General features: G+C 38.7%; 21 protein-coding genes. 12 read left to right on the top strand and 9 right to left on the bottom strand.

The genetic code is table 11. The annotated features are described in order from the left end of the window. Position 1: 1 nt before the first annotated feature. The 3 genes from JMN32_RS12380 to JMN32_RS12390 all read right to left on the bottom strand — a co-directional run bounded on the left by JMN32_RS12380 (position 2) and on the right by JMN32_RS12390 (position 6,513). The gene (locus JMN32_RS12380; protein ID WP_202856640.1) at positions 2-4,198 is read right to left on the bottom strand and encodes a PAS domain S-box protein; all 4,197 of its coding nucleotides are present in this window, start codon (positions 4,196-4,198) and stop codon (positions 2-4) included. A gap of 14 nt (positions 4,199-4,212) precedes the next feature. Continuing rightward, the gene (locus JMN32_RS12385; protein ID WP_202856641.1) at positions 4,213-4,962 is read right to left on the bottom strand and encodes a ParA family protein; all 750 of its coding nucleotides are present in this window, start codon (positions 4,960-4,962) and stop codon (positions 4,213-4,215) included. A 762-nt stretch (positions 4,963-5,724) separates the two neighbouring features. After that, a complete protein-coding gene (locus tag JMN32_RS12390; protein ID WP_202856642.1) occupies positions 5,725-6,513 on the bottom strand; it encodes an XRE family transcriptional regulator in 789 nt (262 codons plus the stop codon). 203 nt (positions 6,514-6,716) lie between these two features. On the opposite strand from JMN32_RS12390, the gene JMN32_RS12395 reads away from it, so the two are divergent. The 6 genes from JMN32_RS12395 to JMN32_RS12420 all read left to right on the top strand — a co-directional run bounded on the left by JMN32_RS12395 (position 6,717) and on the right by JMN32_RS12420 (position 11,880). Next, on the top strand, positions 6,717-7,118 hold the full coding sequence (locus tag JMN32_RS12395) for a YbjN domain-containing protein (RefSeq protein ID WP_202856643.1): 402 nt from the start codon (positions 6,717-6,719) through the stop codon (positions 7,116-7,118). A gap of 15 nt (positions 7,119-7,133) precedes the next feature. Next, the gene (locus JMN32_RS12400; RefSeq protein WP_202856644.1) at positions 7,134-7,847 is read left to right on the top strand and encodes a PspA/IM30 family protein; all 714 of its coding nucleotides are present in this window, start codon (positions 7,134-7,136) and stop codon (positions 7,845-7,847) included. Between the two features lie 164 nt (positions 7,848-8,011). Further along, a complete protein-coding gene (locus JMN32_RS12405; RefSeq protein ID WP_202856645.1) occupies positions 8,012-8,560 on the top strand; it encodes a DUF4178 domain-containing protein in 549 nt (182 codons plus the stop codon). A gap of 37 nt (positions 8,561-8,597) precedes the next feature. Beyond that, positions 8,598-9,323, top strand: a complete 726-nt coding sequence (locus JMN32_RS12410) for a hypothetical protein (protein ID WP_202856646.1) — start codon at positions 8,598-8,600, stop codon at positions 9,321-9,323. Between the two features lie 23 nt (positions 9,324-9,346). Next, complete coding sequence (locus JMN32_RS12415; RefSeq protein ID WP_238354446.1) at positions 9,347-10,210, top strand: DUF350 domain-containing protein; 864 nt, start codon at positions 9,347-9,349, stop codon at positions 10,208-10,210. A gap of 125 nt (positions 10,211-10,335) precedes the next feature. After that, complete coding sequence (locus JMN32_RS12420) at positions 10,336-11,880, top strand: polyamine aminopropyltransferase (RefSeq protein ID WP_202856647.1); 1,545 nt, start codon at positions 10,336-10,338, stop codon at positions 11,878-11,880. On the opposite strand, the gene JMN32_RS12425 is transcribed toward JMN32_RS12420, so the two are convergent. The 5 genes from JMN32_RS12425 to JMN32_RS12445 form a co-directional block, all read right to left on the bottom strand. After that, entirely contained in the window at positions 11,877-13,394 is a 1,518-nt protein-coding gene (locus JMN32_RS12425) for an NAD(P)-binding protein (protein ID WP_202856648.1), read from the bottom strand. The genes JMN32_RS12420 and JMN32_RS12425 overlap by 4 nt on opposite strands. 2 nt (positions 13,395-13,396) lie before the next feature. Continuing rightward, positions 13,397-14,506, bottom strand: coding sequence for a hypothetical protein (locus JMN32_RS12430; protein ID WP_202856649.1), 1,110 nt, complete (start codon positions 14,504-14,506; stop codon positions 13,397-13,399). Positions 14,507-14,509: 3 nt separating this feature from the next. After that, positions 14,510-15,946: a spermine/spermidine synthase domain-containing protein gene (locus JMN32_RS12435; RefSeq protein WP_202856650.1), complete on the bottom strand. Its 1,437-nt coding sequence runs from the start codon at positions 15,944-15,946 to the stop codon at positions 14,510-14,512. Then, positions 15,943-16,245, bottom strand: coding sequence for an S-adenosylmethionine decarboxylase family protein (locus tag JMN32_RS12440; RefSeq protein WP_202856651.1), 303 nt, complete (start codon positions 16,243-16,245; stop codon positions 15,943-15,945). Before JMN32_RS12440 ends, JMN32_RS12435 begins: the two co-directional genes overlap by 4 nt. 148 nt (positions 16,246-16,393) lie before the next feature. Further along, positions 16,394-16,834, bottom strand: coding sequence for a Dps family protein (locus tag JMN32_RS12445; protein WP_202856652.1), 441 nt, complete (start codon positions 16,832-16,834; stop codon positions 16,394-16,396). Between the two features lie 195 nt (positions 16,835-17,029). Here JMN32_RS12445 and JMN32_RS12450 point away from each other — a divergent pair, with 195 nt between their 5' ends. The 6 genes from JMN32_RS12450 (at position 17,030) to JMN32_RS12475 (ending at position 21,783) form a co-directional block, all read left to right on the top strand. Beyond that, on the top strand, positions 17,030-17,512 hold the full coding sequence (locus JMN32_RS12450) for an NADH-quinone oxidoreductase subunit A (protein ID WP_202856653.1): 483 nt from the start codon (positions 17,030-17,032) through the stop codon (positions 17,510-17,512). Positions 17,513-17,533: 21 nt separating this feature from the next. Next, on the top strand, positions 17,534-18,055 hold the full coding sequence (locus JMN32_RS12455; protein ID WP_202856654.1) for an NADH-quinone oxidoreductase subunit B: 522 nt from the start codon (positions 17,534-17,536) through the stop codon (positions 18,053-18,055). Positions 18,056-18,057: 2 nt separating this feature from the next. Further along, the gene (locus JMN32_RS12460) at positions 18,058-18,543 is read left to right on the top strand and encodes an NADH-quinone oxidoreductase subunit C (RefSeq protein WP_202856655.1); all 486 of its coding nucleotides are present in this window, start codon (positions 18,058-18,060) and stop codon (positions 18,541-18,543) included. Then, on the top strand, positions 18,544-19,761 hold the full coding sequence (locus JMN32_RS12465; protein ID WP_202856656.1) for an NADH-quinone oxidoreductase subunit D: 1,218 nt from the start codon (positions 18,544-18,546) through the stop codon (positions 19,759-19,761). 2 nt (positions 19,762-19,763) lie between these two features. After that, positions 19,764-21,260, top strand: a complete 1,497-nt coding sequence (locus JMN32_RS12470) for an NAD(P)H-hydrate dehydratase (protein ID WP_202856657.1) — start codon at positions 19,764-19,766, stop codon at positions 21,258-21,260. A gap of 154 nt (positions 21,261-21,414) precedes the next feature. Then, positions 21,415-21,783, top strand: coding sequence for a T9SS type A sorting domain-containing protein (locus JMN32_RS12475; protein ID WP_202856658.1), 369 nt, complete (start codon positions 21,415-21,417; stop codon positions 21,781-21,783). A gap of 184 nt (positions 21,784-21,967) precedes the next feature. On the opposite strand, the gene JMN32_RS12480 is transcribed toward JMN32_RS12475, so the two are convergent. Then, complete coding sequence (locus JMN32_RS12480; protein WP_238354447.1) at positions 21,968-25,267, bottom strand: sensor histidine kinase; 3,300 nt, start codon at positions 25,265-25,267, stop codon at positions 21,968-21,970. Between the last annotated feature and the right edge of the window lie 106 nt (positions 25,268-25,373).

Consider the following 25,373-nt stretch of genomic DNA (forward strand, 5'->3'; position numbering starts at 1 on the left):
CTTACAATTTGGCTTTGGTTTCTCTTAACTTAAATTGATTTACGCTGGCTTGAAGCTCAGTAGAAACCGATGCGAGTTGTTCACTTGCTGCGGTGATCTCTTCCATGCTGGTATCTAGCTCTTGAGAGCTGCTGGCTACCTGCTGAGTACCGGAAGCAGTTTCTTCGGCTACTACTACAATTTGTTCTATATTCTTCACTACTGAGTCTATGGCATCTTTTTGCCCTTTGGCTGAGTTCAGGATCTCTCTGGAGTAGTCAAAGGTTACTTCGCTGGAAGCGGCAATCTCTTTAAAGATTGTTTCTACTTCTGAAGAGGCAGCATTTCCGTGTTTGACACTTTCTCCCATAGTGTCAATGGCCTTTCCGGCGGATTGCGTGTCCTTCTGAACATCTGCAATGATCTTTTCTATATCCACGGCGGATTTTCTTGAGTCTTCGGCCAGTTTCCTGATTTCTTCAGCTACAACGGCGAAGCCTCTGCCAGCATCACCAGCCCTTGCTGCCTCTATGGCTGCATTTAGAGCGAGTAGGTTGGTTTGAGCAGCTATGTCAGTTATTACATTCAGCGTTCTACCTATTTCCTCTGCTCTTTGGGTAAGTACTTCTATAGAGTCAGAGGTGAGACTCGCCGAAGAGCTTATTCCCTCCATGTTTTCAACAAGTGTTTTGACAATTTTCAACCCGTTTTCAGAGCTCTTTTGTCCATCTTCTGCCGTTTTGTTGATCATTTCGGCTCGCTTCTCCATTTCTTCTGCAGAGGTCAACACTTGTTGTGACAGGTTAGATGATTCATCTGTTTTTTCAGCCTGATCCTGAGCTCCTCTTGACATCTGTGCAATGGCGGAAGCCATTTCATTAGTGTTGTTTTTCATGCTTTGGCTTCTGTCCTGCAAATTGTCGGCGGAATCAGAGACCTGTGTAGAGACTTCGTTTATGGTATACAATAGGCTATTTAGGTTTTCAAGTGCTTTGTTAAGCGCTTCGCCCATTTCCTTTACATACCCATCAGCATCCATATTAAATTCATTGGTAAGATCTCCCTCAGCGAGTTTGTTAACAATGTCGCTTACGGCAAGAACGGGCATTTTGATCTTTGAAATATCCGTAGCAATTTTAATGACCCTTGCCACTTGGCCGTTGTCGTCTTTGATAGGCGTGTATGCCGCTTGCAGCCATGCTGTCTCTCCATTTTTCTTTATTCGGGCAAACTCTCCATTTTGTACTTCACCACGTGCCAGGTCTTTCCAGAACTTAGTATATTCCATACTTGATGCGTAAGTGCTGTCAACAAAAATGCTGTGATGTTGATTTTTCACTTCTTTGATGTTGTTATAACCCAGCGTATTTAGGAAAGCGTCATTGGCTTCTATGATAGTTCCGTCGATATCAAATTCTATATATGCCCAACCAGTATCTACTGCTGCTTGTATATTTTCGCCTTTTTTCCTGGCATCGACCATGTCAGTGATATCATTGGCAATTTTGATGACTTTAATTACATGGCCTTCACTGTCTGTTACAGGTGTATAGGAGGCATTAAGCCACACTAGTTCTCCGTTTTTTGTTATTCGAGCGAATTCTCCGGCCTGAACTTCACCATTGGCCAGGTCTTTCCAGAACTTTTTATATTGAGCAGACTTTGCATAAGTATCGTCAACAAATATCTGATGATGATTGCCCACTAGCTCTTCAATAGAGTAGTTGAGTGTTCTTGCAAAATTCTCATTAACAGATAGAATAGTTCCGTTAGGCTCAAACTCAATCGAAGCCCAACCAGTATCCACAGCTGCTTGTAAATCTTCACCTGTTTTCCTGGCATCAACCATGTCAGTGATGTCATTAGCAATTTTGATGACTTTAATTACAGTACCTTCACTGTCTGTTACAGGTGTATAGGAAGCATTAAGCCATACTAATTCTCTGTTTTTTGTTATTCGAGCGAATTCTCCGGCCTGAACTTCACCATTGGCCAGGTCTTTCCAGAACTTTTTATATTGAGCGGATTTTGCATAAGTATCGTCAACAAATATCTGATGATGATTGCCCACTAGCTCTTCAATGGAGTAGTTGAGTGTTCTTGCAAAATTCTCATTAACAGATAGAATAGTTCCGTCAGGCTCAAATTCAATCGAAGCCCAACCAGTATCCACAGCTGCCTGTATATTTTCACCTGTTTTCCTGGCATCGACCATGTCAGTGATGTCATTAGCAATTTTGATGACTTTAATTACATGGCCTTCACTGTCTGTTACAGGTGTATAGGAAGCATTAAGCCATACTAATTCTCCGTTTTTTGTTATTCGGGCAAATTCTCCGGCCTGAACTTCACCATTGGCCAGGTCTTTCCAGAACTTTTTATATTGAGCGGATTTTGCATAAGTATCGTCAACAAATATCTGATGATGATTGCCCACTAGCTCTTCGATGGAGTAGTTGAGTGTTCTTGCAAAATTCTCATTAACGGATAGAATAGTTCCGTCAGGTTCAAACTCAATCGAGGCCCAACCAGTATCTACAGCAGCTTGTACATTGTCTGCTTTCATTTTATTTTCACGCTCTTCGGTAATATCTTTTATGAAGGCAGTATATTGCAAATTGCCTGATACTTCGACTTTGGTAAGGGAAAGGCTTCCCCAAAATTTGCTGCCGTCTTTTCTCGTCATCTCAAATTCTCTGCTTATTCCAATGACTTTATTGACCCCGGTTTGCATATTGTCATCAATATACTGATCATGATTTTGACGATGGGTCAAGGGGACGATCATTTGGATATTTTTACCCAGAACTTCAGAGCGAGAGTAGCCAAACATTTCCTCAGCTTTCTTATTAAAGAAGGTAATAGTTTTGTCACTGTTGATAGTTACTACACTGTCAACAGCGGCTTCAAGGATTTGCAGGTTTCTTTGCTTCTCAAGCACTTGTTCTGAAACATCTGCTGCAATTTTTACTATTTTAACAATTTTCCCATTGTTGTCTTTTACAGGTGTGAATGCCGAGTTTACCCAGACCTCCTTGCCACTTTTTGTCAGTCGTTTATATTCACCCGATTTGCTGAGTCCTTTCCCAAGATCGTTCCAAAAGATTTGACATTTATTACCCTTCAAATCTTCAGAGGTACAAAATATTTTATGATGCTGACCTATGATTTCATCTGCTGACGAGTATCCCATTAGAGTTACAAAATTCTCGTTGGCAGATAATACAGTTCCATCCGGTCCTAATTCAGCAGAACTCCAACTCAAATCAACGGCCTGTTTTAATGCACTGCCTTCATCCTTGGCTTCCATGAGGTCGGTAATGTCAAAACGCACCCCTATATAAGCTTCTGGCTTGCCATCAGCACCCATAATTGGCGCTATGTAAGCATCTACCCAGTAGTAACTTCCGTCTTTGGCTTTATTTTTAATAAAACCGTTAAACATTTCGCCTTTGCCAATGGTGGCCCAAACCTCTTTAAATACAGACTTGGGCATATCCGGATGACGGACTATATTGTGATTTTGTCCGATCAGTTCTTCACGGGAGTATTTCGCTAATTCACAAAATTTATCATTTATATAGGTGATATAGCCCTTTTTGTCGGTCATGGAGATTAGACATGAGGCATCCAGTATTTTGTTTTTAAGGTCAAGTTCCTTGATTTTTACCTGAGCGTCTGCCGGTAGCTGATCAAAAACGCTCGTCGCCAGCTCTTTTGCCATCGTTTCGGATGTCAAATTAACGGAGTTGTTGCTTTTTGAAATTACTTTACTTTTTTCAATTGTTTCTTTTTTACCCTCTGCCATCTTGTTCAAATTTTGTTTTTGTTCTGGAAATGTATCGTCACTTATTGCAAAAGCCCTGAACGCATCTGTGGCATCTACAATTTGTTGAATAAATGTTTTCTTAATTTTTAATTCGTTGAGTGTTTTTTTTAGGTGATCATTGATAGCAATGATCTGGGACTTATCAGGTTTTTTATCTGTCAATAGAAAATCAGCCTTATTGTCGAATGTTGATCTCCCTCCTAAAATGAAGGAGAAATATTTAATATATTCAGCTTGCTGGTTGATTGCATCATTCCCATTTAATAATGGTTTTAGCAGAATGTCTGCTTTGATCTTCTCAAGCAGCAATTCAACCATTTTTTGGATGACGGGCTTACCGCCCATCTCATTAAAAATTGATTTCTGTTGATTATTTCTTCTTTTGGCCATTTTATATATTTTGCTCATTTATAATTCATTGCCATCAACTCTTTGGCAAGGTTTAGATAATCTGATGAGCTTTTGGAGTTTGGTTTTTGACTTATAATGCTTTTAGAGTGCATGGGAGCTTCAGCCAACTGTACACTTGTGTGTATGCATGACTGAAAAATATTTATGTCATACTCTCTTTTTATTTTGTCTATTATAATTCTGTCGAGTTTTTTTCTTCTATCGATCATTACTGGAAGTATACCTGCTATGCCTAATTCATGATTGAGACTTTTTTTTATTTCGTCTACAGTGTTTAAGATCAGTTCCAATCCCCTTACGCTTAAGATTTCAGGTAAAACCGGAGTTAGTACCAAGTCTGCAGCAACGAGTGCATTTACAGTTAAAATGGACAGAGAAGGAGGGCAGTCAATTAATACAAAATCATAATTGCTCACCGCTAAAAGGTCTTTCAGGATCCTTTCCCTGTTGTTCATTTTAAGCATATCAATTTCTGCATCCGCCAACCTGATTGTTGTGGGAATTACATGAAGCCCTTCAGTTTCTACTATTGTATCCTTGAGCTGAGTTTCATTGTATATAAGGCTTTCAACTCCAGTGTGAACTTCGTTTATGCCTAAGCAAAACGATAAACTTGCCTGTGGATCCATGTCAATCAAGAGCACTTTCTTGCCATAGTAAGCAAGAGCTCCACCCAAACTCAATGTTGTGGTGGTTTTTCCGGTACCTCCTTTCTGATTTACGATGGAAATGATCTTCTTCACAGGCTTGTTCTAGCTTCTGCAGGGGGTGATATCAAAACTGGACATAGTTCTCCCCCAACCAGAGAACGGCAGTCAGTAATTAGAAGCCTAGACAAACTTTTGAGTGCTTATGGTTTGTTATGGGTGCATTCAGAAAAAAAATTTAGTTAAATGAATTATCTCTATACCAAATATTCACGGATAGTTTCCGCGACTTTTGTGTTATCAACCCCTATCAACAGGTCTTGTACATTCGTAATAGTTAATAGAGTACATTACCTGTTTAAAATTGTACCTATTCAGATGGCTTCGGCATTCTTTCTAATAGTTTAGAGCAGCCTCAAGAGAGTGTTTTTAGCTTACTGAATGGTAGACAAATGTTTTGCAACATAAATATAAATATTGCACGATTTAGGGGGTGTTAGCAATTGTCCACCTAATTGTCAACCTTTTTTGAGGGCTGTAGGTCGTTTTTACAGGACAAGTCTGTAAAGAGATAAAGTTCTTAGCCGTTAAGCTTCATTTGGTAAATGAATTTTTGACTGAACTTGTTTACATTCAGATGTAGACCTTCTTCAGTTTTCTTGCATAAACTTGCCCTGTAGTATTCCCCTGTTTTGCCTTTTATTAATGGGTTTTTATGTCCTTGAAGAAAGTGTAGTATTAGCTAAAATTTGTAGTAATATTATTTAACTAAAGCTAGACCTAGTTCAAATACGAACTATTAAAGTGCAGCAGCTAAGGAATGGCTATTAAATAAGAGCCAGATGAAATACCTGGCTGTTATTTTTTCTTTTCAAATTTTAGTATCCTTTTTTCTAGCTCTTCCTGTCGTTTTTCAAGGAGCATTACTTTTTCATCAATAAGTTTCGGAGGATTCAGGTAGGTGCTGTACACCCCTTTAACCAGCCATAGTTCTTTAATATCTTTTAGAGTCAGTTCTATGGGAGCATAATTGGGGTCATCACTTACAAAATTAAGGGTATTATTATTACATGATTGTAACCTTTTGGTTAAAATCCCATCTTGGTGAACAATTACAAACACATTGCCTGGTGTGGGTTTACTGTTGTCCCATAATAGGCAGAGGAGGATGTCATTATGGTGGAGGCCATTCTGATGATATTCCATTTCACTACCATTTAACTCAAACGCCCTCGTTATACCCTTAAAATTGACAGGAAGTTCGATGTAAGGTAGGTGCGATAGAAAATCTCTGTTTGTACAATTGACAATGTATTCGACATAATGAGATGTCTTGACCAGGCCTATGCCTCCTTTCCTGTAAGTGGGTTCTTGTTTAGAGACAAACTCATGAGCTTTATTGAGCTTTTGAGTCAGTATGTCAAAACTGTAAAGCTCATTTACCGATAGCTCCTTATTTAGTAAAAGGTCTATTGATATACCAAAATAATTGGCTATTTGAATGATGGTGTCAATTTTGGGTTCGGCTCTGCCTTCTTCATATGCCCCAATACTCCCACGTGTAATATCAAATATATCAGCAAATGCAGCTTGGCTTAGTCTTTTAGCTGTTCTTATCTTTTTTATGTTCTTTCCTATATACGACATACTGAATTGCTAATTTTTTTTGCTATTCTAAAACCTTTAGCATATGTTTGGCGTAAACATAAATTATATTTGCTTAAATATAAAATTTACTGTTGGTAGAAGTTGCATTCAGGTTAAATTAGTTAGGTCAAAATAGGAGGAAAACAATAGTAAATTTTAAATTTGACAACCTTTTTTAATATAAACCAAAACCATTTTTGATTATGGACAATAATTTCCTCAAGGTCAAAGACTACTTACTCGAATTAGACTATAACATCACTTACGAAAATGAAGAAGATGGCATTTTTATGGTTGAAAATGAGGAAACCGGCATCAATAACCTGGTTCTCGTGGTAGCAGATCCGCTTTTGATCGTAGAACAGTTTGTTTTTGAAGTCAAGGAAGGGTCAGATCCTGATGTGTATAAAAAGTTAATGCAGAAAAGTCGTGATATAGTGCATGGAGCTTTTGTGCTAGATGAGTCCGGTACAAGAGTACTGTTTAGAAATACACATGAACTGCAGAACCTGGATTTGAATGAGCTGGAAGCGACAATTAATTCGCTGACACTACTTCTGGGAGAGTATTCAAAAGAACTAATAAAATTTTCAGGTATACACTAATACATCAATAAAACTATGGGAATATTTAAAAGACTATTTAAGATTGGAGAGGCAGAGGCTAACGCCGCAATTGATAAGTTAGAAGACCCTATTAAACTCACGGAACAAGGTATTCGAGATTTGAAAGCAGATCTGGATAAGAGCTTACAAGCTTTGGCCGAGGTTAAGGCCATGGGAATCCGGTCAAGAAATGAGGTGAAAGCTAGCGAAGCTAAGGCCAGAGATTACGAAGAGAAAGCCATACTTTTATTAAAGCGTGCACAAAGTGGAGAGCTTGACCCGGCTGAAGCTGATCGGTTGGCTACTGAAGCTTTGAATAAAAAGGAAGAGGCTCTGAAAGATGTGGAAAGAGCAAAAGGAGAGCAGGCACATTTCGAGTCCAATGTGGCTCAGCTGGATCAAAATGTAAAAAAGATTAGATCTACTATAAGTAAATATGAGAATGAGCTAAAGACCCTTAAAGCCAGGGTTAAAGTGAGCTCCGCTACAAAAAAGCTTAACAAGCAAATGGCGCAAATTGACTCATCCAGCACCATGTCTATGCTTGAGAGAATGAAAGACAGGGTAGCGGAAGACGAGGCTTTAGCAGAGTCCTACGGTGAGATTGCTAATGAAAGCAAAACCCTGGATGATGAGATAGATAAAGCCCTTGAGGGTGGTAGCAGTGTAAAGTCCTCAGGTGAACTGGAAGCTTTAAAAGCGAAGTTAGGAATGGATAAGAAAGACTAATCTTTCTCAATAATATATATAATAACTACTTAACCGGTGTCTTCGCAGGACACTGGTTAATTTTTTTATTTTCTTAGCAGCTCTTGTTCATTAAAGGGCTTTTTGCTAAAGCTTGCAGTAATCTTTAACTCTAGTCAGACAATTTAAACTAACCGGAATATATCATGGGATTATTTGATTTCTTTAAAAAGAAGAGCCCTGAGCCATCATATGATGTTACTAACCTAAATGTTAGAAATCTGAATAAAGGTTTCATACTTGATTATAACCTTAAATCGTGGGAGGTAACAGAGGTTTACCGCTATGATTGGGGCAATAATAATTTTACCGATGAGTATAAGTTGGACTCAGGGGATGAGGTAGTTTATCTGCATGTGGAAGATGATGGGGAGCTTGAGCTTACCGTGACCAAGCCTATAAAAATTAGAAAGCTAGATGAGGATATTATTGATAAAACCATTGAGATGGAGCACCCTCCCAAGAAGTTGAGTTACGAGGGAATTAAATATTTTTTGCATACTGATTGCGCCGGTTATTTCAATGATGTAAGTGCAGGGAAGGATGATTGGGAGGAGTTGATAGCCTGGGAATACTACGATGATGAAGAAGAAAACATACTTACCATAACCCAGTGGGGAGAAAGAGAGTTTGATGCTGTTGTGGGAAAAGTTATAAAAGAATTTGAAATATCCAATATCATTCCAGGTAATTGATGAAAAGTCATTATATTAGCTGCTAAATTTTTATTCTATGGTTAAAGGCTATAACATACTTTCCCTTTTTTTGATTCTTGTGTTATTTGGTTGTGGAGGCAAAGATTTTTCTAAACCTCCTGTAGATGGTTTGATACGTGATATGCCTTCCGGTCGTGTGTTTTCGATTATATTACATGATATGGATGTAAAGGGTACCTTTTTTCATGATTATTACCATCAGTATAAAGTTATACAGGAAAAAGAGCCTGGTAAACCTGAGGAGTATATCACCGGCTGGAGTCAGGTTAGTAAAGAATATTTCACTCGTCATGTTGATGATATGGGGATGGAGATCGCCTCCAGGGGTGAAGATGGTAAATTAAGAAAGAGTGTGAATCCTCCAGGGTATAATAATTATATTGGCAATGCAAGGTATGGAAGCTGGCATACGAGTGGGGGAAGTAGTTTTTGGCAGTTTTATGGTCAATATGCTTTTATGAGCCATATGTTTAATTTGGCTACTTACCCTGTTAGGAGATCCTATTATGATGACTACAGGGGGCGTTATTACGGATCGGGCAGGTCTTACTATGGGCCCACAGTGTCTGGCAGGCCATATTACGGAACCAACAGTGCCTATACCCGAAGCACTCGTCCGAGTTCTACCTGGAGTCGCAATACATCAAGCTTCAAACAAAGAGTAAGCAGCCGTACCTCAAGGTCAGGATCTCGATATGGAGGTTCTAGTAGCAGGTCGAGAGGCGGAGGTTTCGGTAAATAAATTCGATATAAATTAACATGTCTATGATATCCATTCTTGATGGCCTGTTGGCAACTTTAGTATATCTTGTTGCAGCTTTCTTCTTATTTTTTATTGGCAAAGTAGTTTACCAGTTATTTCACCCAAAAGTAAAGGTGTCACATGAGTTGGTTGTTAACGATAATTTTGCCTTTTCGCTGGCATATGTCGGTTATTTTATAGGTCTGTTACTGGCTATAGGAAGCGCTTTGATGGGGGAAAGTGAGGGATTGGTCAATGATTTGATTGATATCGCTATTTATGGTGCCCTTTCCATCATACTTCTCAATTTGTCAATCCTTATTAATGACAAGCTAATACTCAGACATTTTAGTGTAAAAAAAGAAATACTGGAAGATAGAAATAATGGTACCGGTGTGGTGGAAGGTGCTATGGCAGTGGCTACCGGTTTAATTATCTTAGGAGCAATTCATGGAGAAGGGCATGGGCAAGGAGGCCCTATTGTTACAGCATTGGCCTATTGGGGGCTGGGACAGGTACTACTTTTTATCACCGCTTTGGTTTACAATGCAATAACCCCGTATAATATTCACGAACACATTGAAAAAGATAATGTTGCAGTGGGGATAGGTTTTGCAGGTGCATTAATAGCTATAGCCAACCTTATTCGTTATGCATTGATGCATGACTTTGAAAGTTGGATAATTACTTTGGAGGATGTAGGAATTGATGTGGGTATCGGATTGCTGTTTTTGCCACTGGCCAGATTGCTAACGGATAAAATATTACTGCCCGGTCAAAATCTTACTGATGAAATTATTAATCAGGAAAACCCAAACTGCGGAGCGGCTTTAGTTGAGGCTTTTGCTTACATAGGAGGTTCAGTATTGATTGCCTGGTCTTTGTAAATTAGAAATGCTTCCATTGATAGCGTAATGTATTTTAATAATGTATTACGCTTTTTTATTTTTGCCATTTTAAAATAAAACTTATCACCAGATATTCTTGTGACCTTCGAAAATTATAAGTGTAAATGAAACTAAGGTCAAACCTTCTTAAGCTAGCATTATTCGCCACCGGATTGTCAGGTATAGTAGCTGAATATGTGCTTTCCACTCTGGCAACTTATTTTTTGGGTGATTCTGTTTTTCAGTGGACCATGATAGTCTCGATCATGCTATTCTCCATGGGGCTTGGGAGCAGGTTGAGCAAATGGTTTGTCAATAGTAATTTGCTCCAAAATTTCATTTATATAGAGTTTACACTATCTATACTGGCAGCGTTTGTTTCTGTAATAACCTACATCACTTCAGCTTTTTATGGATATGTAGGCTTTGCGATCTATGCCATGAGCGTGGTCATCGGTTTACTGATAGGGATGGAGATACCATTGGTAATAAGGCTTAACGATGAATTTGAGGATCTCAGAGTTAATGTATCTTCTGTCATGGAGAAGGATTATTATGGCAGTTTGCTGGGAGGTGTTTTTTTTGCCTTTATTGGGTTACCCTATTTGGGCCTTACTTATACTCCTTTCATATTGGGAAGTATCAACTTTATGGTGGCTTGCGGTCTTTTCCTGATGCTGAGGAGTAGTCTTGGTTCCCGACTGAAACTGAAGCTTTCCGGTATGAGTTTTCTTGTTTTTGCTATGCTTGTTGTGGGCTTCGTTTTTGCTAAACCTATTATAGACTACGGTGAAGAATCCAGGTACCAGGATAAGATAGTTTATCAGGAGCAGAGCAAATATCAAAAAATTGTAATAACCAAGACCAGAGAAGACTTTTGGCTATTTATTAATGGTAATCAACAGCTGAGTAGTGTTGATGAGGTGATGTACCATGAGCCTTTAGTACATCCTGTGATGAAGCTCTCAAAAACTCCTCAGCAAGTACTTGTAATGGGAGGTGGAGATGGAGGTGCAGTTCGGGAAATTTTGAAATACGATCAGGTTGAGCAGGTCACTCTTGTTGACCTAGATCCTGCTATGACCCGTCTGGGGCAAGAGCACGAATTGCTACTGCGTATGAATAAAAATGCATTGAACCATAGAAAAGTTGATATCATTAACACAGATGGTTTTAAATACCTGGAAGATTGTCGGCAGTATTTTGATGTTATAATAGTGGATCTTCCAGACCCCAAGACTGTAGAATTGGGAAGACTTTATTCTTATGAATTTTACCGACTCTGTTTCTCGAAACTTAGACCCAACGGTCTAATTATTACGCAGGCTGGAAGTCCATATTATGCAGCAAGAGCATTTAATTGTATAGAAGCCACCATGCAGGCAGCAGGGTTTGCTACGGTACCTTTACATAACCAGGTTTTAACTCTTGGTGAGTGGGGGTGGGTGCTGGGAAGTAAGGTAGGAAGTACTGAGGAAATTAAAAACGCACTACAGCGTTTGAAGTATAGTGATATCGAAACACAGTGGATCAATCATGATGCCATGACCTTAATCACCTCATTTGGTAAGGAAATATTTCCAGATGGCCAGCGCACTGTAGAAGTAAACAAAGTCCACAACCCTGTATTATATAAGTATTACCTTAAAGGGAAGTGGGACTTGTACTAACCTTCTATCAGTTTTGAAGCCATTATACCAGAGTCCAGGGCCTCAATTAAAAGAGGGAGTCGGCCATTGTCAACACCTGCAAATACCATGTTCTTGTCAGGGCGTATTTTATTCTTATCATTGAAAAGGTACCCGGCAGAAGGTATCGGCATGGCATGGCCCATAGCTTTAATGAAAACCTTTAAGACATTCTTATCTATTGAAACCCCAAAATATTCATTGATTCTGGCTATAGTAACTTCTGCTATTTTTTGTTTGTTTTTTTCAACATTGATTAAATCAGCCCTTGAGTCAGGTGGCAGGCAATAATATGCAGTTAGTATCCGCTGTTCGTTAGGAGATGGGTGTTGAGCCATTGAATCTGTAAATCCCATAAATGATTTATCATCGGTTAGCATTTCGTTTTGCCAGTAGCCGATAGAAGGCAGGGCGTTGTTTTTCTCAACTACAATGTTGACAACCATCCATGGAGCGTAGATAGTATTTTTAAAAAGTGGAGCGGCTTTGGGGTATATATACTTTAGGGCATGTTTTTGCCCTGCATAGATAATGTTCTTGACTTGTAAAACTTTAACGACTTGTTGCTTTATATCTATAATGCGTACTTCGTAGCCATTTTTTGACTTGCTGATGGAGCTCACGAGGTGACTCGGCTGCAGCCTTTCTTTACCGACATGGTCTATCATTTTGTTTATGAAATAATGGTTGCCTTCTGGCGGAGAAAAAAGTTCAACAACCTCCTTGTAGTATGGTCTGCAGGCATAGTAGTGTATGCCTGCTAAAGCTGATACGTGTTGGGCCCCCGCTCCGTAATCATCTTTCATATGATAATCCACGCCACAAATAAATTCGTCGTTGACAGATATTTTGCTCTTTATGAAATCGAGAAAGGTGATATTATTGAGGTAGTGATAATCTGAGTTAATCATTCGACCAGGAAGTGTCATTTTTCCTGAATAAGGTGCAATAAGATTTATAAGTTGATCTTTTTGTTCCTGATTAGATATGACATCATGAGTAAACGTACCCTTGTTATAGCATTGATTTTTTCTGCGGTGTTTAATCAGGTGTTGCTGATCTTTAAAACTCCAGGTTTCGTTCCAGGGCAAATACTCTATAATATTTAACTTTTCTAGTAGGTGAAGAGCTTCAGGGCCATAGTTTTTGGGGTAGGCATGATCATAATGTGCACCTTGAGAAAATAGGCTGCCATTAAACGAGCCAGAGGAGGAACTTCCGCCGAAATCCTCAGATAATTCACATAGTAGGAAGTCCTTATCCTTTAGTTTGCATGCGGCAGCCATTCCTGCGATGCCACCCCCCACTATCAGTGTATTTACAGGAGAAATGTTTCTAATAGTAAAATCTCTGTTTTTCAATAGCAGGTGCCCTGTAGAGGCATCAGATTTAACCTCAATATCAAAGCCTTTGCTGGTTGCCAGCCAATGGCATGACTTAAGCAGGATAGGTATTGAGAGAAGGGATGTGGTTTTTACAAATTCTCTGCGATTCATGACTACCGTAAAATTACAGTTTTGATATAAGGGTTAGTCTTGGTTTTCCAGATAAATCCATCTAGAATGTAATGTGTGACTTGAGGAACCGAAAGGGCTGCCAAGGCCAAAGCTTGCATCAGATAAGTTTTCAGAGCAGGAAATGGGTAAGAAAATAGTTTGGAGAAAAAAGCCTCATTTTCTCGGAACAAAAACATATCCCACAAATATTCCTCCCCATAAGCCAGTACAAATATTGCCAATATCATCAAGCAGATATTGCTAATTGCTTTAATGTGTGAGACGTTTGATTTGATTTGCCTTTTGCCTTCTACATAGAAGAAAATCAAAACCATGTAAGGCACCCCATGGGCAACAACGTTGGTCAGCGAGAATGCCAGATCTGAATTAAAGTAAACAATACCTAAATACCAATTACCTGATGTTGTCAGTATCCAGAGTACTTTACCCCAAGGAAATCGGAGGTTGTTGTTCATGTGAAGATAAACTTCTTCGAACAGCCAGAAGATCAGAATACAGAAGTATATGAAGGAGGTGAATTGGTTGAACGTATTTATGGTGACGTCATTCCATATAGGGACAGTGTTTAACCAGGTTCTTATGTTTAGAAAGTCTCCATCTATAAACCAGTTAAAGTGTCGGTCATAGTTAATGTGCCAATAAAATAAAGGGTATAACATACCAACGTAAATGGCAGTTTTATCTGATATTCGTTTTTTAAGATTGAGAAAGCCATATTTTGCTCTATAGATCTGCATAAAGCCGTATTGCTGCTTGATGAAGTGGTAAACCGCCAGGTAGGCAAGAATGCTCCAAAATAAAGTGGTTGATGATAGGGCCAGAATAAAGAACAGTATTAGTCCAATCAATGGAGCACTTATAAGTAATTTTTTATGTGAGTGAAACTCTTCTTTATCCAGATATGTCCGGAAGATTGTACTCCATACATGAGTTACGTCAATGCCCAGGATTATGACCACCCAAAACCATAGTGGTATGCTTTGCTGAAGAATATTTTCGGGAAGCAGAAAACAAATTAGCCATGTGAGCCATACAGGCAAGCTCAGTAACCAGATATCCGTTGGTTTATTGAAAATCCAGATTTTCTTCATAGGCTAAAAAATCCACGTGCCTGATTTGTAATATTCATGTATAACAGGTTTTTTTAACGTATTTATATCAAAGGTATCCATATGTACTGGAGGCTTTCCGAAGGACATGACCAACTGCATGGCTTCATGATTAATCCATTTGGTATTAAGGCCTTCAAAAGTACATTGTCGCGCTTTATTGTGTAGTTCGGTTTCAGAGATATCTTTGGCTCCAATGATCCACCCCCATTCACCAATTGTTAGTACTTGGTTGTGCAGGGGCAAAGTGGTAAATCTTGCAGCTTTAATAGTATAATCTATAGTATAGAATGCAACTGTGGCAAGGTATGGACTCCCGGCCTGAGTAACCAGGAGTCCGTTATCGTTTAGTGCCTTGTGGCATAATTCATAAAACTCTACAGTGTAATATTGGCTTAATTCAATGTCAACAGGGTCAGGTACATCTACAAATACCAGATCATATTGCGAAGAGTCAGAAGCGAGTAAGCGAAAAATCTCACCGTGCCTGACCTTTAGTTTATCACTTTTCAAAGAGTGATTATTTAAGTTAGTGAACCAGTTGAGCTTGGTGGAAATACTGAGAAGAGCTGTGTCCACTGGGGCCAGGTCAATTTGTGTTACATCTTTGTGTTTTAAAACTTCATTGACCAAAAGGCCGTTTTCTCCTCCGATGATCAGTATTTTTTTTGGGACAGAGCTAATCTCCATGGCAGGGTGTACCATAGGCTCAAAGTAAAGGCTTCTATCGATAGAGCTAAACTGGTTGATGTTATCATAGTAAAACCATTCATGCCCCTTCCAGGTTGTTATATCTATTTGGTGATATGGAGTTTGAGCAGAATAAAGGACCTTGTCGTAATATCTCTTTTGACTTTCATACATTCTGGTATTGTTTGGAATCCAGGCACTGATCAATATAACTATAAGAATACCAGTTGCCCATAGTCCGGACTTCTTCCACTTCTCATAAAGCGGATCATTTAGAAGGTGCAGCGTAGCAAATGGTATGAAGAGCCATTTGGTCAACGGGTAGTATCCAGCCCAAAATGCCAAAGCAGCTATTGGGATAAACCATATTGTTAGCTGAAAATTCCTTGACTTTATAAAAATACCCATGGTGGCTGCCAATATGGAAAGTGTAGTATATGATACAATATTTGACCAATCTACATATCCATAAACCCAGAAAACTAGTTCGAAACCCCAAAATATTGTGGCCAGGAATAGTAGGCTGATAACTACAGAGACTGATCCTTTCAAGTCAATATATTTTACTGCTACAGCAAATGATGCGATTAGAATCAAAAATACAGGTGCCCAATCAACAAGGTTGTTTTCGTAGAAGTAATTGAGCAGATCGAATTGCTGCCTAAGTGCTGTGCCCAGTAATAAGGCTGCGATGAGAAGGTGTAAGTGTAGACCTATATTCCGAAGTGTCATTTTACCACATTTTTGCATTCCTTATATTCATCCAGCAAAACCAGAAACCTGTCATACATTTCCGAGTTGCAGCTACTCAGCTCGATATAGGTTTTGTGTTCCTCTGGGAAGGTGTGAATGGCAAAATGACTTTCTGATAACAGCCACAGGCAGGTATAGCCCTGCGGACTAAAATGATGCTCCATACAGTTAAGAAGACCAAAACCTGAAGAAAGCAATATTTGCTTAAAATCTTTTTTTAAGCTTTCAGGGTTTATGTCTTTAATCCAGCACGAAAAGTTATCAATCTTAGCTTCCAAAAATGCTTTTTTTTAGGTGTATTCTCTAATAGTCAAAAGCAAAAATATGATTTTTTTTGGATGATCTATAGTTTGGAGCTTTCAAGGTTCAATAAAAAAGCAGCGATGAAATATACGCTGCTTTTATTGAAATCAAATGTAGGGGGTATTATTTCATCCATGCTTTCATCATCCAAAGCGTTTTTTCCTGCTCATCGATGAAATCTGACATTAAATCCTCGGTGCCGTCGTCGCCGGCTTGGGCAGCCATCTCTTTTATTTCTCTTTCAAGATCAAGGATGTTTTTCAGGTCATCAATTATAGAAGAAACAGCCCCTTCACCATCATGAATATTCTTTTTTGCTTTAATAGTTGAGTTTTCTATATAATCGTTAAATGAGTGTAAAGGCTTTCCTTCAATAGTAAGGATTCTTTCAGCTATATCATCAATTTTCAGAGCAGAGTCAGTGTATAATTCTTCAAATTTGTCATGTAACTGAAAAAAATGTTTACCCTGAATGTTCCAATGAAAACCTCTAAGGTTTTGGTAGTAAATCTGGTAGTCAGCAAGTAAAATATTCAGTTTGTCTATTATTTTGTCGTTTTTCATTCCCTGTTTTTTGTTTTGTTTGATCATCAATTTTATAAACGTAAAGGTGTCACTAATTGATTGGCAAATCAAATTGATTATGTTTATAAGGGCATAGTTCAAGTCTATATCAATATTTCTTGTGACTTCTGAGGGCTAAACTTAAATTCTTAGCAGTTTTGATATATATTTGATATAAATGTTAGTCAAATAGAAATGGATATTGAGATTTCAGCATTTGGAGAGATATTGATCTTCCTCATCGGAGGTGTACTTTTTATTATGGGAGGGTTGGTGACCTCATGGATTATCAGGCCTGACCGACCCAATGAAGAGAAACTTCAAACCTATGAAAGTGGAGAACAACCATTGAGCTCTGCGTGGGCTCGTTTTAATATCAGATTTTATATTATAGCATTGCTATTTGTGTTGTTTGAGGTGGAAATAGTGTTTTTGTTTCCGTGGGCGACCGTATTTGGCAGAGGAGAGCTTGTGGAACAAACAGATGGGCTATGGGGGTGGTTTGCTTTAATTGAAATGGTGGTATTCATTCTGGTATTAGCTTTAGGGCTTGCCTGGGCTTGGGTGCGCGGCTACCTGGAGTGGCCTAAGACTGAGCAAAGAGAAGAGGAAGGCTATAAATCACCAGTGCCTAAAGAACTTTACGATAACATTAATAATAAGTATAGCCGCAGCTAGAACTTATGAGAAATAGAATCTATGGGCTTATTAGATAAAAAATTCAATAGCGGGGGTGTTATCATTACTAAGGTTGATGACCTTATTAACTGGGCAAGGTTGTCATCGATGTTTCCCATGACCTTTGGTATCGCTTGTTGTGCTATTGAGTTTATGACAACAGGAACATCCGTTTACGATATGGACAGGCTTGGTATGGCCCCCAGGGCTTCTCCCAGGCAAGCTGATGTTATGATAGTCGCTGGAACGGTTACGTTTAAAATGGCAGACAGGATAAGGAGGCTTTATGAGCAAATGTCAGAACCAAGATATGTTATATCTATGGGGTCATGCTCTAATTGCGGAGGCCCATATTGGGAGCATGGTTATCACGTGGTTAAAGGTGTAGACAGGATTATTCCTGTCGATGTTTATGTGCCAGGATGCCCCCCCAGGCCAGAAGCACTAATTGGAGGGTTCCTTAAACTGCAGGAAAAAATCAGAAATGAATCTTTAATGGCTCCTAAAGCCTTGGAGAGATTGATGAAGAAACAAGAAGCTTGATCATGGAATTAGACAAAATTATATCCTTGCTCAAAAGTAAATTTGGAGACGAAGTTATTCATGAAATTGATGAAAATGCTTCTCCAAAAGCCGTTGTAGTAGGTGTTGCCGATATACATCGTGTATGTATGGAGCTTCATACCAATGAGCAAACTTACTTTGATATGCTCTCATGCCTTACCGGGCTTGACAATGGGCCGGATGCAGGTACAATGGAAGTTGTTTACAACCTATACTCTGTTCCTTTTGAAATGGGTCTGATGATCAAAGTGAAACTGGATAGAAATAAACCGGAAATAAATACGGTAAGTGATATCTGGAAGACGGCTGACTGGCATGAAAGGGAAGCTTATGACATGTTCGGGATTAAGTTTGAGAATCACCCGGATCTGCGGCGTATACTTTTGCCTGCTGACTGGGAAGGGTATCCAATGCAAAAAGATTATCAACATCAGGAGTATTACAGAGGTATAAAAGTAGAGTATTAGGTGGCCAACGAAATACAATATCAATATCAGGAAGATAACCTGATTAAATCGGAACCCAATAAGTATAGGGAGGAGGATCTGAAGTCTGAGGAGATGGTTGTCAACCTTGGCCCACAGCACCCTTCCACACATGGTGTTTTAAGACTTGAGGTGGTGTATGATGGTGAGGTGGTCAGGGATGTGATACCTCATTTAGGATATCTGCACCGGTGCTTTGAAAAGCACGCAGAGTCATTGCCTTACAATCAGATAATTCCTTTTGTGGACAGAATGGATTATCTGGCAGCTATGAACTCAGAGCATGTGTATGTTATGGGCGTGGAAAAAATGTTGGGAATAGCCGACAAACTGCCCAAGAGAGTTGAATATATCCGTGTTTTGGTTACCGAACTGAATAGGATAGCATCTCATTTTGTGGCTGTTGGTACCTATGCTATGGATATTGGTGCTTTTACCCCTTTCTTTTGGTTGATAAGAGATAGAGAGCACATACAGCGAATGTTGGAATGGGCTAGTGGTGCCAGAATGCTTTATAATTATTTATGGGTTGGTGGTTTGTTTTATGATCTGCCCGTGGGTTTTGAGGAGCGGTGCGCTGAATTTGTTAAATATCTTCGACCAAAGCTAGCTGAACTGGAAGGACTTGTTATGGAAAACAAAATCTTCATAGATCGTACGGCAAATGTAGGTGTACTACCTTTAGATCTTGCGCTTAACTATGGTGTGACAGGTCCTATGCTACGAGGCTCCGGGCTACGTTACGATCTTAGAAAGGTAGATGGTTATTCTGTATACTCAGAAATTGATTTTGATGTGCCGATAGGGGAGGGAAAGGTAGGTACAGTTGGTGATTGTTGGGATAGAACCGATGTACGTGTAAGAGAGATACATGAGTCTTTGAAAATTATCGAACAGTGTTTGGTAAAACTTACCAAAGAACATAAAAGAACCAAAGAATTCGATCCTCAAGAATTGGTTCCTAAGAAAATCAGGCCGAAGGCTCAGGATTTTTATATACGTGGGGAGACGCCAAGGGGAGAGTTAGGTTTCTTTTTTAGAGCCGATGGAAAAAGCGATATACCATTCAGGTGTAAAGCAAGATCTTCATGTTTTGTAAACCTTTCCATTATTTCGGAGTTATCCAAGGGAGGCCTTATTGCTGACCTTATAGCAATTCTTGGCTCTATTGATATTGTTTTAGGAGAAGTCGACCGCTAAATATGAAAGTACTATCTGCAAATCAGATCAGGAATGTAGATAATTTCACTATAAAAAATGAACCGATCCGCTCTGTAGACCTTATGGAAAGGGCGGCAAAGGAGTTTACACGTTGGTTTACAACACGGTTTAGTCCCAAATATCAGATTGCTATAGTTTGTGGGACAGGCAATAATGGAGGTGACGGTCTTGCAATAGCCCGCATACTTTATGAAAAAAATTACAAGGTTGAGGCCTATGTTATTAGAAAATCAGGATCTGCTTCTGACGATTTTAAGATAAATGAAAAACGTCTGGGGGGGCTGGTTGACTTAATCGAGATAAGAAGCTCTGATGGAGTACCTGAATTTAGCCCTTATCACATTATTATCGATGGTATCTTTGGCTCAGGTCTAACTAGGGAGGTCGAAGGCTTGTACGCAGATGTTATCGAGGCTATCAATTACTCTGATAACATTAAAGTTTCCATTGACATCGCTTCAGGGTTGTTTTCAGACAGACATACTTGCTCTGGAGCCATAGTTAGACCGGAATACACGGTCTCGTTTCAAATCCCCAAACAAGCGTTTTTTATGCCTGAAAATGCGGAGTACGTTGGGGAATGGCACATTGTAGATATAGGGCTGATGGCCGAGGCCATTGATAAGGAGTCTACAAGTTACTTTATGCTGACAAACGAATCAGTCAGAGGCTTATTAAAGGAAAGAACAAAGTTTTCTCATAAAGGCACATATGGAAGGGCGCTGATTATGGCAGGAAGCTATGGCAAAATGGGGGCAGCAGTACTATGTGCGAAGGCAGCACTTCGGGCCGGAGTTGGCTTACTTACTATGAATATTCCTGCGTGTGGTTATGATATTATGCAATCCACAGTCCCTGAAGCTATGGTGCTGCCTGATGAAGGTGATCATTATCTAACAAGTTATGGCGATGTGGCGCAATATGATGCGCTTGGTATCGGCCCTGGTCTTGGAAAAGAGCAGGAAACGGTTTACAGCTTGATGCAGGCTATTCAGGTATTTGGAAGACCATTGGTCATTGATGCTGATGGACTTAATATCATTTCTGAACACCGGGAAATATTAGAAGTACTACCCCCTGATACAATATTAACGCCTCATCCCAAGGAATTTGAAAGGTTAGCGGGTTCTTGGTCCAACGATTTTGAGCGATTAAAGAAACAGGTAGCCTTTGCAAAAGAACATAAGGTTATAGTAGTGCTTAAAGGTGCGCACACGTCTATTACTTTTCCTACAGGCGAGGTCTATTTTAATAGTTCGGGTAATCCAGGTATGGCTAGTGGAGGGAGCGGGGATGTCCTGACAGGAATGATCACTTCATTACTTGCTCAAAAATATTTACCGGAAAATGCAGCAAAGGTGGGAGTATATCTACATGGTGTGGCAGGTGACCTTGCTGCCGAAGTGACAGGTCAGACAGGAATGATCGCTTCAGATTTAATAGATTTTATACCGGATGCGTATCAAAATATTAGATAATTTTCTTTTATTTAGTAAATACACAACATATTGAAAGTTTATACGTATCTAAAAGGAGGTCTGCAACGAGAGGCGCTCAAAAAAATTGTGAAGGAGGAAGAATTGTGGATCGGTTTTTGTTCAATAGTTGATAAGAATTGACATCCGATTGCGCATGAAAATATATATACTTACTTTTTTATCAGCACTAATTTTAACCTTTAGCGGATCATCTCTACTTGCGCAGAATGGAGAGATCGATCGATTCAAGGACACTTCTCTGGAGAGAAAAATTAATGAAGTTAGAATGTTTCCTAACCCTACCGCTGATTATTTAAGTGTTAAGATTAATAACTCCACACTTGAAGAAGCAAGTTTTACCGTTCACAATATTATTGGAAATGTGGTGGATGTGCCGGTAGAAATTATGGGAAAGAATGAATACCGATTCAGGGTGAAAGACTTGGCTCCTGGGTATTACCTTTTAGCCATAAGGGATGATCAAGGATATTTTAAAGAAACTTATAAATTTTTAAAAAGATAGTTTGAACAGGTTATTGAAATTTGACCTCTCAAGAAATTGGGAGGTTTTTTTGTTTAATGCCATTTAGACAATAGCTCGTTTGATCAAGGTGTGTATGGAAGAAGTGTGGGGTAATAGTCTATATTGACTGAGCTGAAATGCTTATATGCACCTTAGAGTTTTGAAGAAAGGAGATGTGTTGACTTCATACCGGTATACTAATCGTAAATTCGGTAAATTCATTTTCCTGGCTAGCAACCTCAATGCTGGCCTTTAATTTATCCACACACATTTTAACCAGATATAATCCCAAACCACTACCTTTTGATTTGTCTGAGCCCCTAAAGAACATTTGAAATATCATATTCAGGTGTGGCGAATGGATTCCGATGCCATTATCTTTAATCTTTATTTCGAAGATACCATCCTTGATACTAGTGGAGATGTGGATATGATGAGGATCATCACTTTCAGTCTTTCTGAAAATAAGTGCGTTCTCAATAATATTCTTGATAATTATACCCAGTAAATAGCGATCTGATGTGATGTTTATCACCTTTAGGTCGAAAGAGTATTTTGTATGGAACCCTTTGTCATGAAATTTGATAAGATCCCTTATTTCACTGAGTAGGGATGGGATGTCTATTTCCTCTTTATGAGGTTTACTATTGATGATCTCATGAACTTGGGCCAACTTGGATAGTAATACTCCCATATCTTTTGCCGTATGCTCAATCATATCAAAATACTTTCTATTGATATCATCAGGGGATTCAAGCTTGGCCAGTGACGTTATGCCATTAATTCGGCTGATAGGGCCTTTTAAATCATGAGATGCCCTGTATACGAAAGTGTCCAACTCTCCATTAATTTGCTGAAGCTTTTTTAGTGTGGCTTTAATTTTAGAAGTTCTTTTTTCAACCTTTTTTTCGAGATACATGTTCAGCTCCGTCAGCTTCTGATTCATATTCAATATCTCTTCCTGTGAGTCTTTTAGCTGGATGTTTTTCTTCTGAATATCGTCTTTCTGAAGGCTAATCTCTTCATTTTTGGTCATTAGAAGGTGATTTTGCTGTTCGATTTCCCTCTTTTGAGTCATCACTTCATAAGTTCGGTCTGCCACAATGAGTTGAAGTTTCTTCCTTTGGGTACGTACTCTGACTGAATAGGCTATGGTAATAAACCATACCACAAAACCTGCCAGTGCAGACCACAATACATAAGCCCATGCAGTTTGGTACCAGGGAGCCAATACCTTGAATTTGTAAGTGGCTAACCTACCCTCAGTGCCATATATATTTTTTGACTTAACAAAGAAGATGTACTCTCCCGGGTCAAGGTTGTTGTATTCTTTTTTCGTTTCTGTCGACCAGTTAGACCAACCGCGGTCGTTGTTTTCTAAATAATAGCTAAACTGGTTTTTCTCCGGAACCTCATAACTTGTAGCAGAATACTCAAAAGTGATGCTATTATCATCATAAGTGAGTATTGGCTGCATGTCTTCAGGTTGAATAATACCAATTCCCGGGATGTCAGAGCCGTCTACTTTGACCGGATAAAAGCCATGAAAGATTACTGAGTCCCTAATAGCAGCCTTTCTAATAATAGTATTGAATGGAATGGTATAGTCTTTCTTTACTTTAGAATCATAGCGAAAAAGGCCTTCTGAGCCCGCAATCCACACAACTCCGTTTTTCTCAGGGTATATGGCAAGTATTTCCATTTCAGGAAGCCTTTTAAAGGGGGTAGTTTCTCTTAAATATTCATCTCCAACTTTATAAAAACGTTCTATATGTTCCGTTCTGTCATCTTGAATGACTGATGCATAGTAATCCCCATTAGCTGCTTTGGATATTTTCCCAATGTTAACGGGGCTTTTTATTAAGCTTGAGTCTCTTACAAATTTTATGTTGCCGTTTGAGTTAATGTGTTTATAGATTCCATGATCGGTAGTGAAAAGTATATCACCTGCATGTTTTATGATATTGATCTTGTTTACATCGGGCAGTTCATTTTCTTTATTTAGTAAATCTATAATGGGAGTATTACTGTTCAAGGGTATCTTATATACCCCGGTGAACTTAGATGATGCCCATAAATTGTAGTCATCCATTAACATACTTGTTACTGTATTATTGCTAGTATTCATAAGCGGATGTACTGTATATCTATCATTGTTATAGCTTAGTTTGCTTATGCCGGCCCATAATCCTACATATAATTCTTTTTCATGACCATAAGGTTTAAAAAGTTTATTTATGGCAGGTAATTCTTCAATTAAATTAGCTTTGCCTTGGTCAACCTCATAGAGTCCTGTTTCTGTAGCTACTATTAAAGTTGTTGAGGATGCGCTTTTTGATATTGAACTTAATGACCATACCTTGTTACCTATACCTGGAACCTTATTGAATCGGTTTTCTTTTAGGTAAAACAAGCCTTTTGTTGTTCCAATGTAAAGTGTATCACCTAGTCTATATATATCCCATGGAGTTCCTTCTATACCATCTTTGTTATTCCAATATTTCCATGGTGAAAGGAATTCAATTTTGGAAATTCCTTCTTGCATAGCACTCCAAAGGTTGTAATCGTTATCGATATACAAAGTTTTTATAAAGTCACTTTGAAGACCCGAAGCTTTGTTGATAACGGTGAAATTTTTAAGGTTGGAATTTGTTTCAACAATTCCATTTTTGAATGTTCCAAGTAGTAGCTTTGTTGAGTCAGGTGTATTGACTTCAATTCCGGTAAATAATATATTTTCAGCTAAGTACTTTGAAAGGTTATTTTGAATTGGTGTGTAGTTTGATCCATTTTTGCTGAAAAATAAGCCGTTTTTAAAGCTGCCGATTATGGTGCTGTCGTTTCCTCCATTACTCATAAATGTTAGTATCCCTATATTGGAGATATCTGTACCTAGTATGCTTGTATTGTTATTTTTGTCAATACTTATCAAGCCCTTGTCTTTTTGTATGCTATATAGGTTGCCTTGATTTTTATATAATGAAAATTGAAATGGGTAGCCATCCGATTCAATAGTTTCTATTGTTCCGTCTTCGTTAAGTACGAAGATGACTTCAGGTGAAAGGAAATATATTCTTTTATTGAAGGGGATAATTTTTCTGATTGACGAAAAAGAGGACTGGTGATTGCTCTCTTTTAGTAACGAAGTGAAGGAGAGTTGGCCGTTTTTAAGTGGTTTTAGGAATCCGAAATCTTCCTTGCTGCCAACATAAATCCTATTATTCAAGTCTTTTGCAATACAACTTGCTATAGCATTGCTTGGAATAGCATTGAATTCCCACCAACTGCCGTTGTAGATTAGTACTCCGTCAAAATTCGCAGCATACATCATCCCATCATGCCCCTGTATTATATCAAAATTCGATATCGAGGCTTGATAGTCACTGCGGTTGTAATTATGAATAAAATAATTCCCATTATTTTGACCTAAGGCATATATTGTCAATAGGAAGTGTAATGAGAGGAACAGTGTTTTTTTGAGCATTATGATGAAGGCCCTCTATAAATCCATAAAGCAATCAATTTGACAATAGAAAACTACTGTCAAAAGGACTAAAATAACTTTTGCTGACTAGAAAAAAAATCAGATT

The organism is Fulvivirga marina (assembly GCF_016775155.1).
Taxonomy (GTDB): Bacteria; Bacteroidota; Bacteroidia; order Cytophagales; family Cyclobacteriaceae; genus Fulvivirga; species Fulvivirga marina.

What these genes read in the sequence shown, in the direction of transcription:
- JMN32_RS12455 (WP_202856654.1), top strand. Translation starts at nt 17,534, where the DNA reads ATGGGCTTATTAGATAAAAAATTCAATAGCGGGGGTGTTATCATTACT.
- JMN32_RS12475 (WP_202856658.1), top strand. Translation starts at nt 21,415, where the DNA reads ATGAAAATATATATACTTACTTTTTTATCAGCACTAATTTTAACCTTT.
- JMN32_RS12400 (WP_202856644.1), top strand. Translation starts at nt 7,134, where the DNA reads ATGGGAATATTTAAAAGACTATTTAAGATTGGAGAGGCAGAGGCTAAC.
- JMN32_RS12410 (WP_202856646.1), top strand. Translation starts at nt 8,598, where the DNA reads ATGGTTAAAGGCTATAACATACTTTCCCTTTTTTTGATTCTTGTGTTA.
- JMN32_RS12420 (WP_202856647.1), top strand. Translation starts at nt 10,336, where the DNA reads ATGAAACTAAGGTCAAACCTTCTTAAGCTAGCATTATTCGCCACCGGA.
- JMN32_RS12395 (WP_202856643.1), top strand. Translation starts at nt 6,717, where the DNA reads ATGGACAATAATTTCCTCAAGGTCAAAGACTACTTACTCGAATTAGAC.
- JMN32_RS12405 (WP_202856645.1), top strand. Translation starts at nt 8,012, where the DNA reads ATGGGATTATTTGATTTCTTTAAAAAGAAGAGCCCTGAGCCATCATAT.
- JMN32_RS12450 (WP_202856653.1), top strand. Translation starts at nt 17,030, where the DNA reads ATGGATATTGAGATTTCAGCATTTGGAGAGATATTGATCTTCCTCATC.
- JMN32_RS12380 (WP_202856640.1), bottom strand. Translation starts at nt 4,198, where the DNA reads ATGGCCAAAAGAAGAAATAATCAACAGAAATCAATTTTTAATGAGATG.
- JMN32_RS12435 (WP_202856650.1), bottom strand. Translation starts at nt 15,946, where the DNA reads ATGACACTTCGGAATATAGGTCTACACTTACACCTTCTCATCGCAGCC.
- JMN32_RS12415 (WP_238354446.1), top strand. Translation starts at nt 9,347, where the DNA reads ATGATATCCATTCTTGATGGCCTGTTGGCAACTTTAGTATATCTTGTT.
- JMN32_RS12445 (WP_202856652.1), bottom strand. Translation starts at nt 16,834, where the DNA reads ATGAAAAACGACAAAATAATAGACAAACTGAATATTTTACTTGCTGAC.
- JMN32_RS12460 (WP_202856655.1), top strand. Translation starts at nt 18,058, where the DNA reads ATGGAATTAGACAAAATTATATCCTTGCTCAAAAGTAAATTTGGAGAC.
- JMN32_RS12390 (WP_202856642.1), bottom strand. Translation starts at nt 6,513, where the DNA reads ATGTCGTATATAGGAAAGAACATAAAAAAGATAAGAACAGCTAAAAGA.
- JMN32_RS12425 (WP_202856648.1), bottom strand. Translation starts at nt 13,394, where the DNA reads ATGAATCGCAGAGAATTTGTAAAAACCACATCCCTTCTCTCAATACCT.
- JMN32_RS12470 (WP_202856657.1), top strand. Translation starts at nt 19,764, where the DNA reads ATGAAAGTACTATCTGCAAATCAGATCAGGAATGTAGATAATTTCACT.
- JMN32_RS12480 (WP_238354447.1), bottom strand. Translation starts at nt 25,267, where the DNA reads ATGCTCAAAAAAACACTGTTCCTCTCATTACACTTCCTATTGACAATA.
- JMN32_RS12430 (WP_202856649.1), bottom strand. Translation starts at nt 14,506, where the DNA reads ATGAAGAAAATCTGGATTTTCAATAAACCAACGGATATCTGGTTACTG.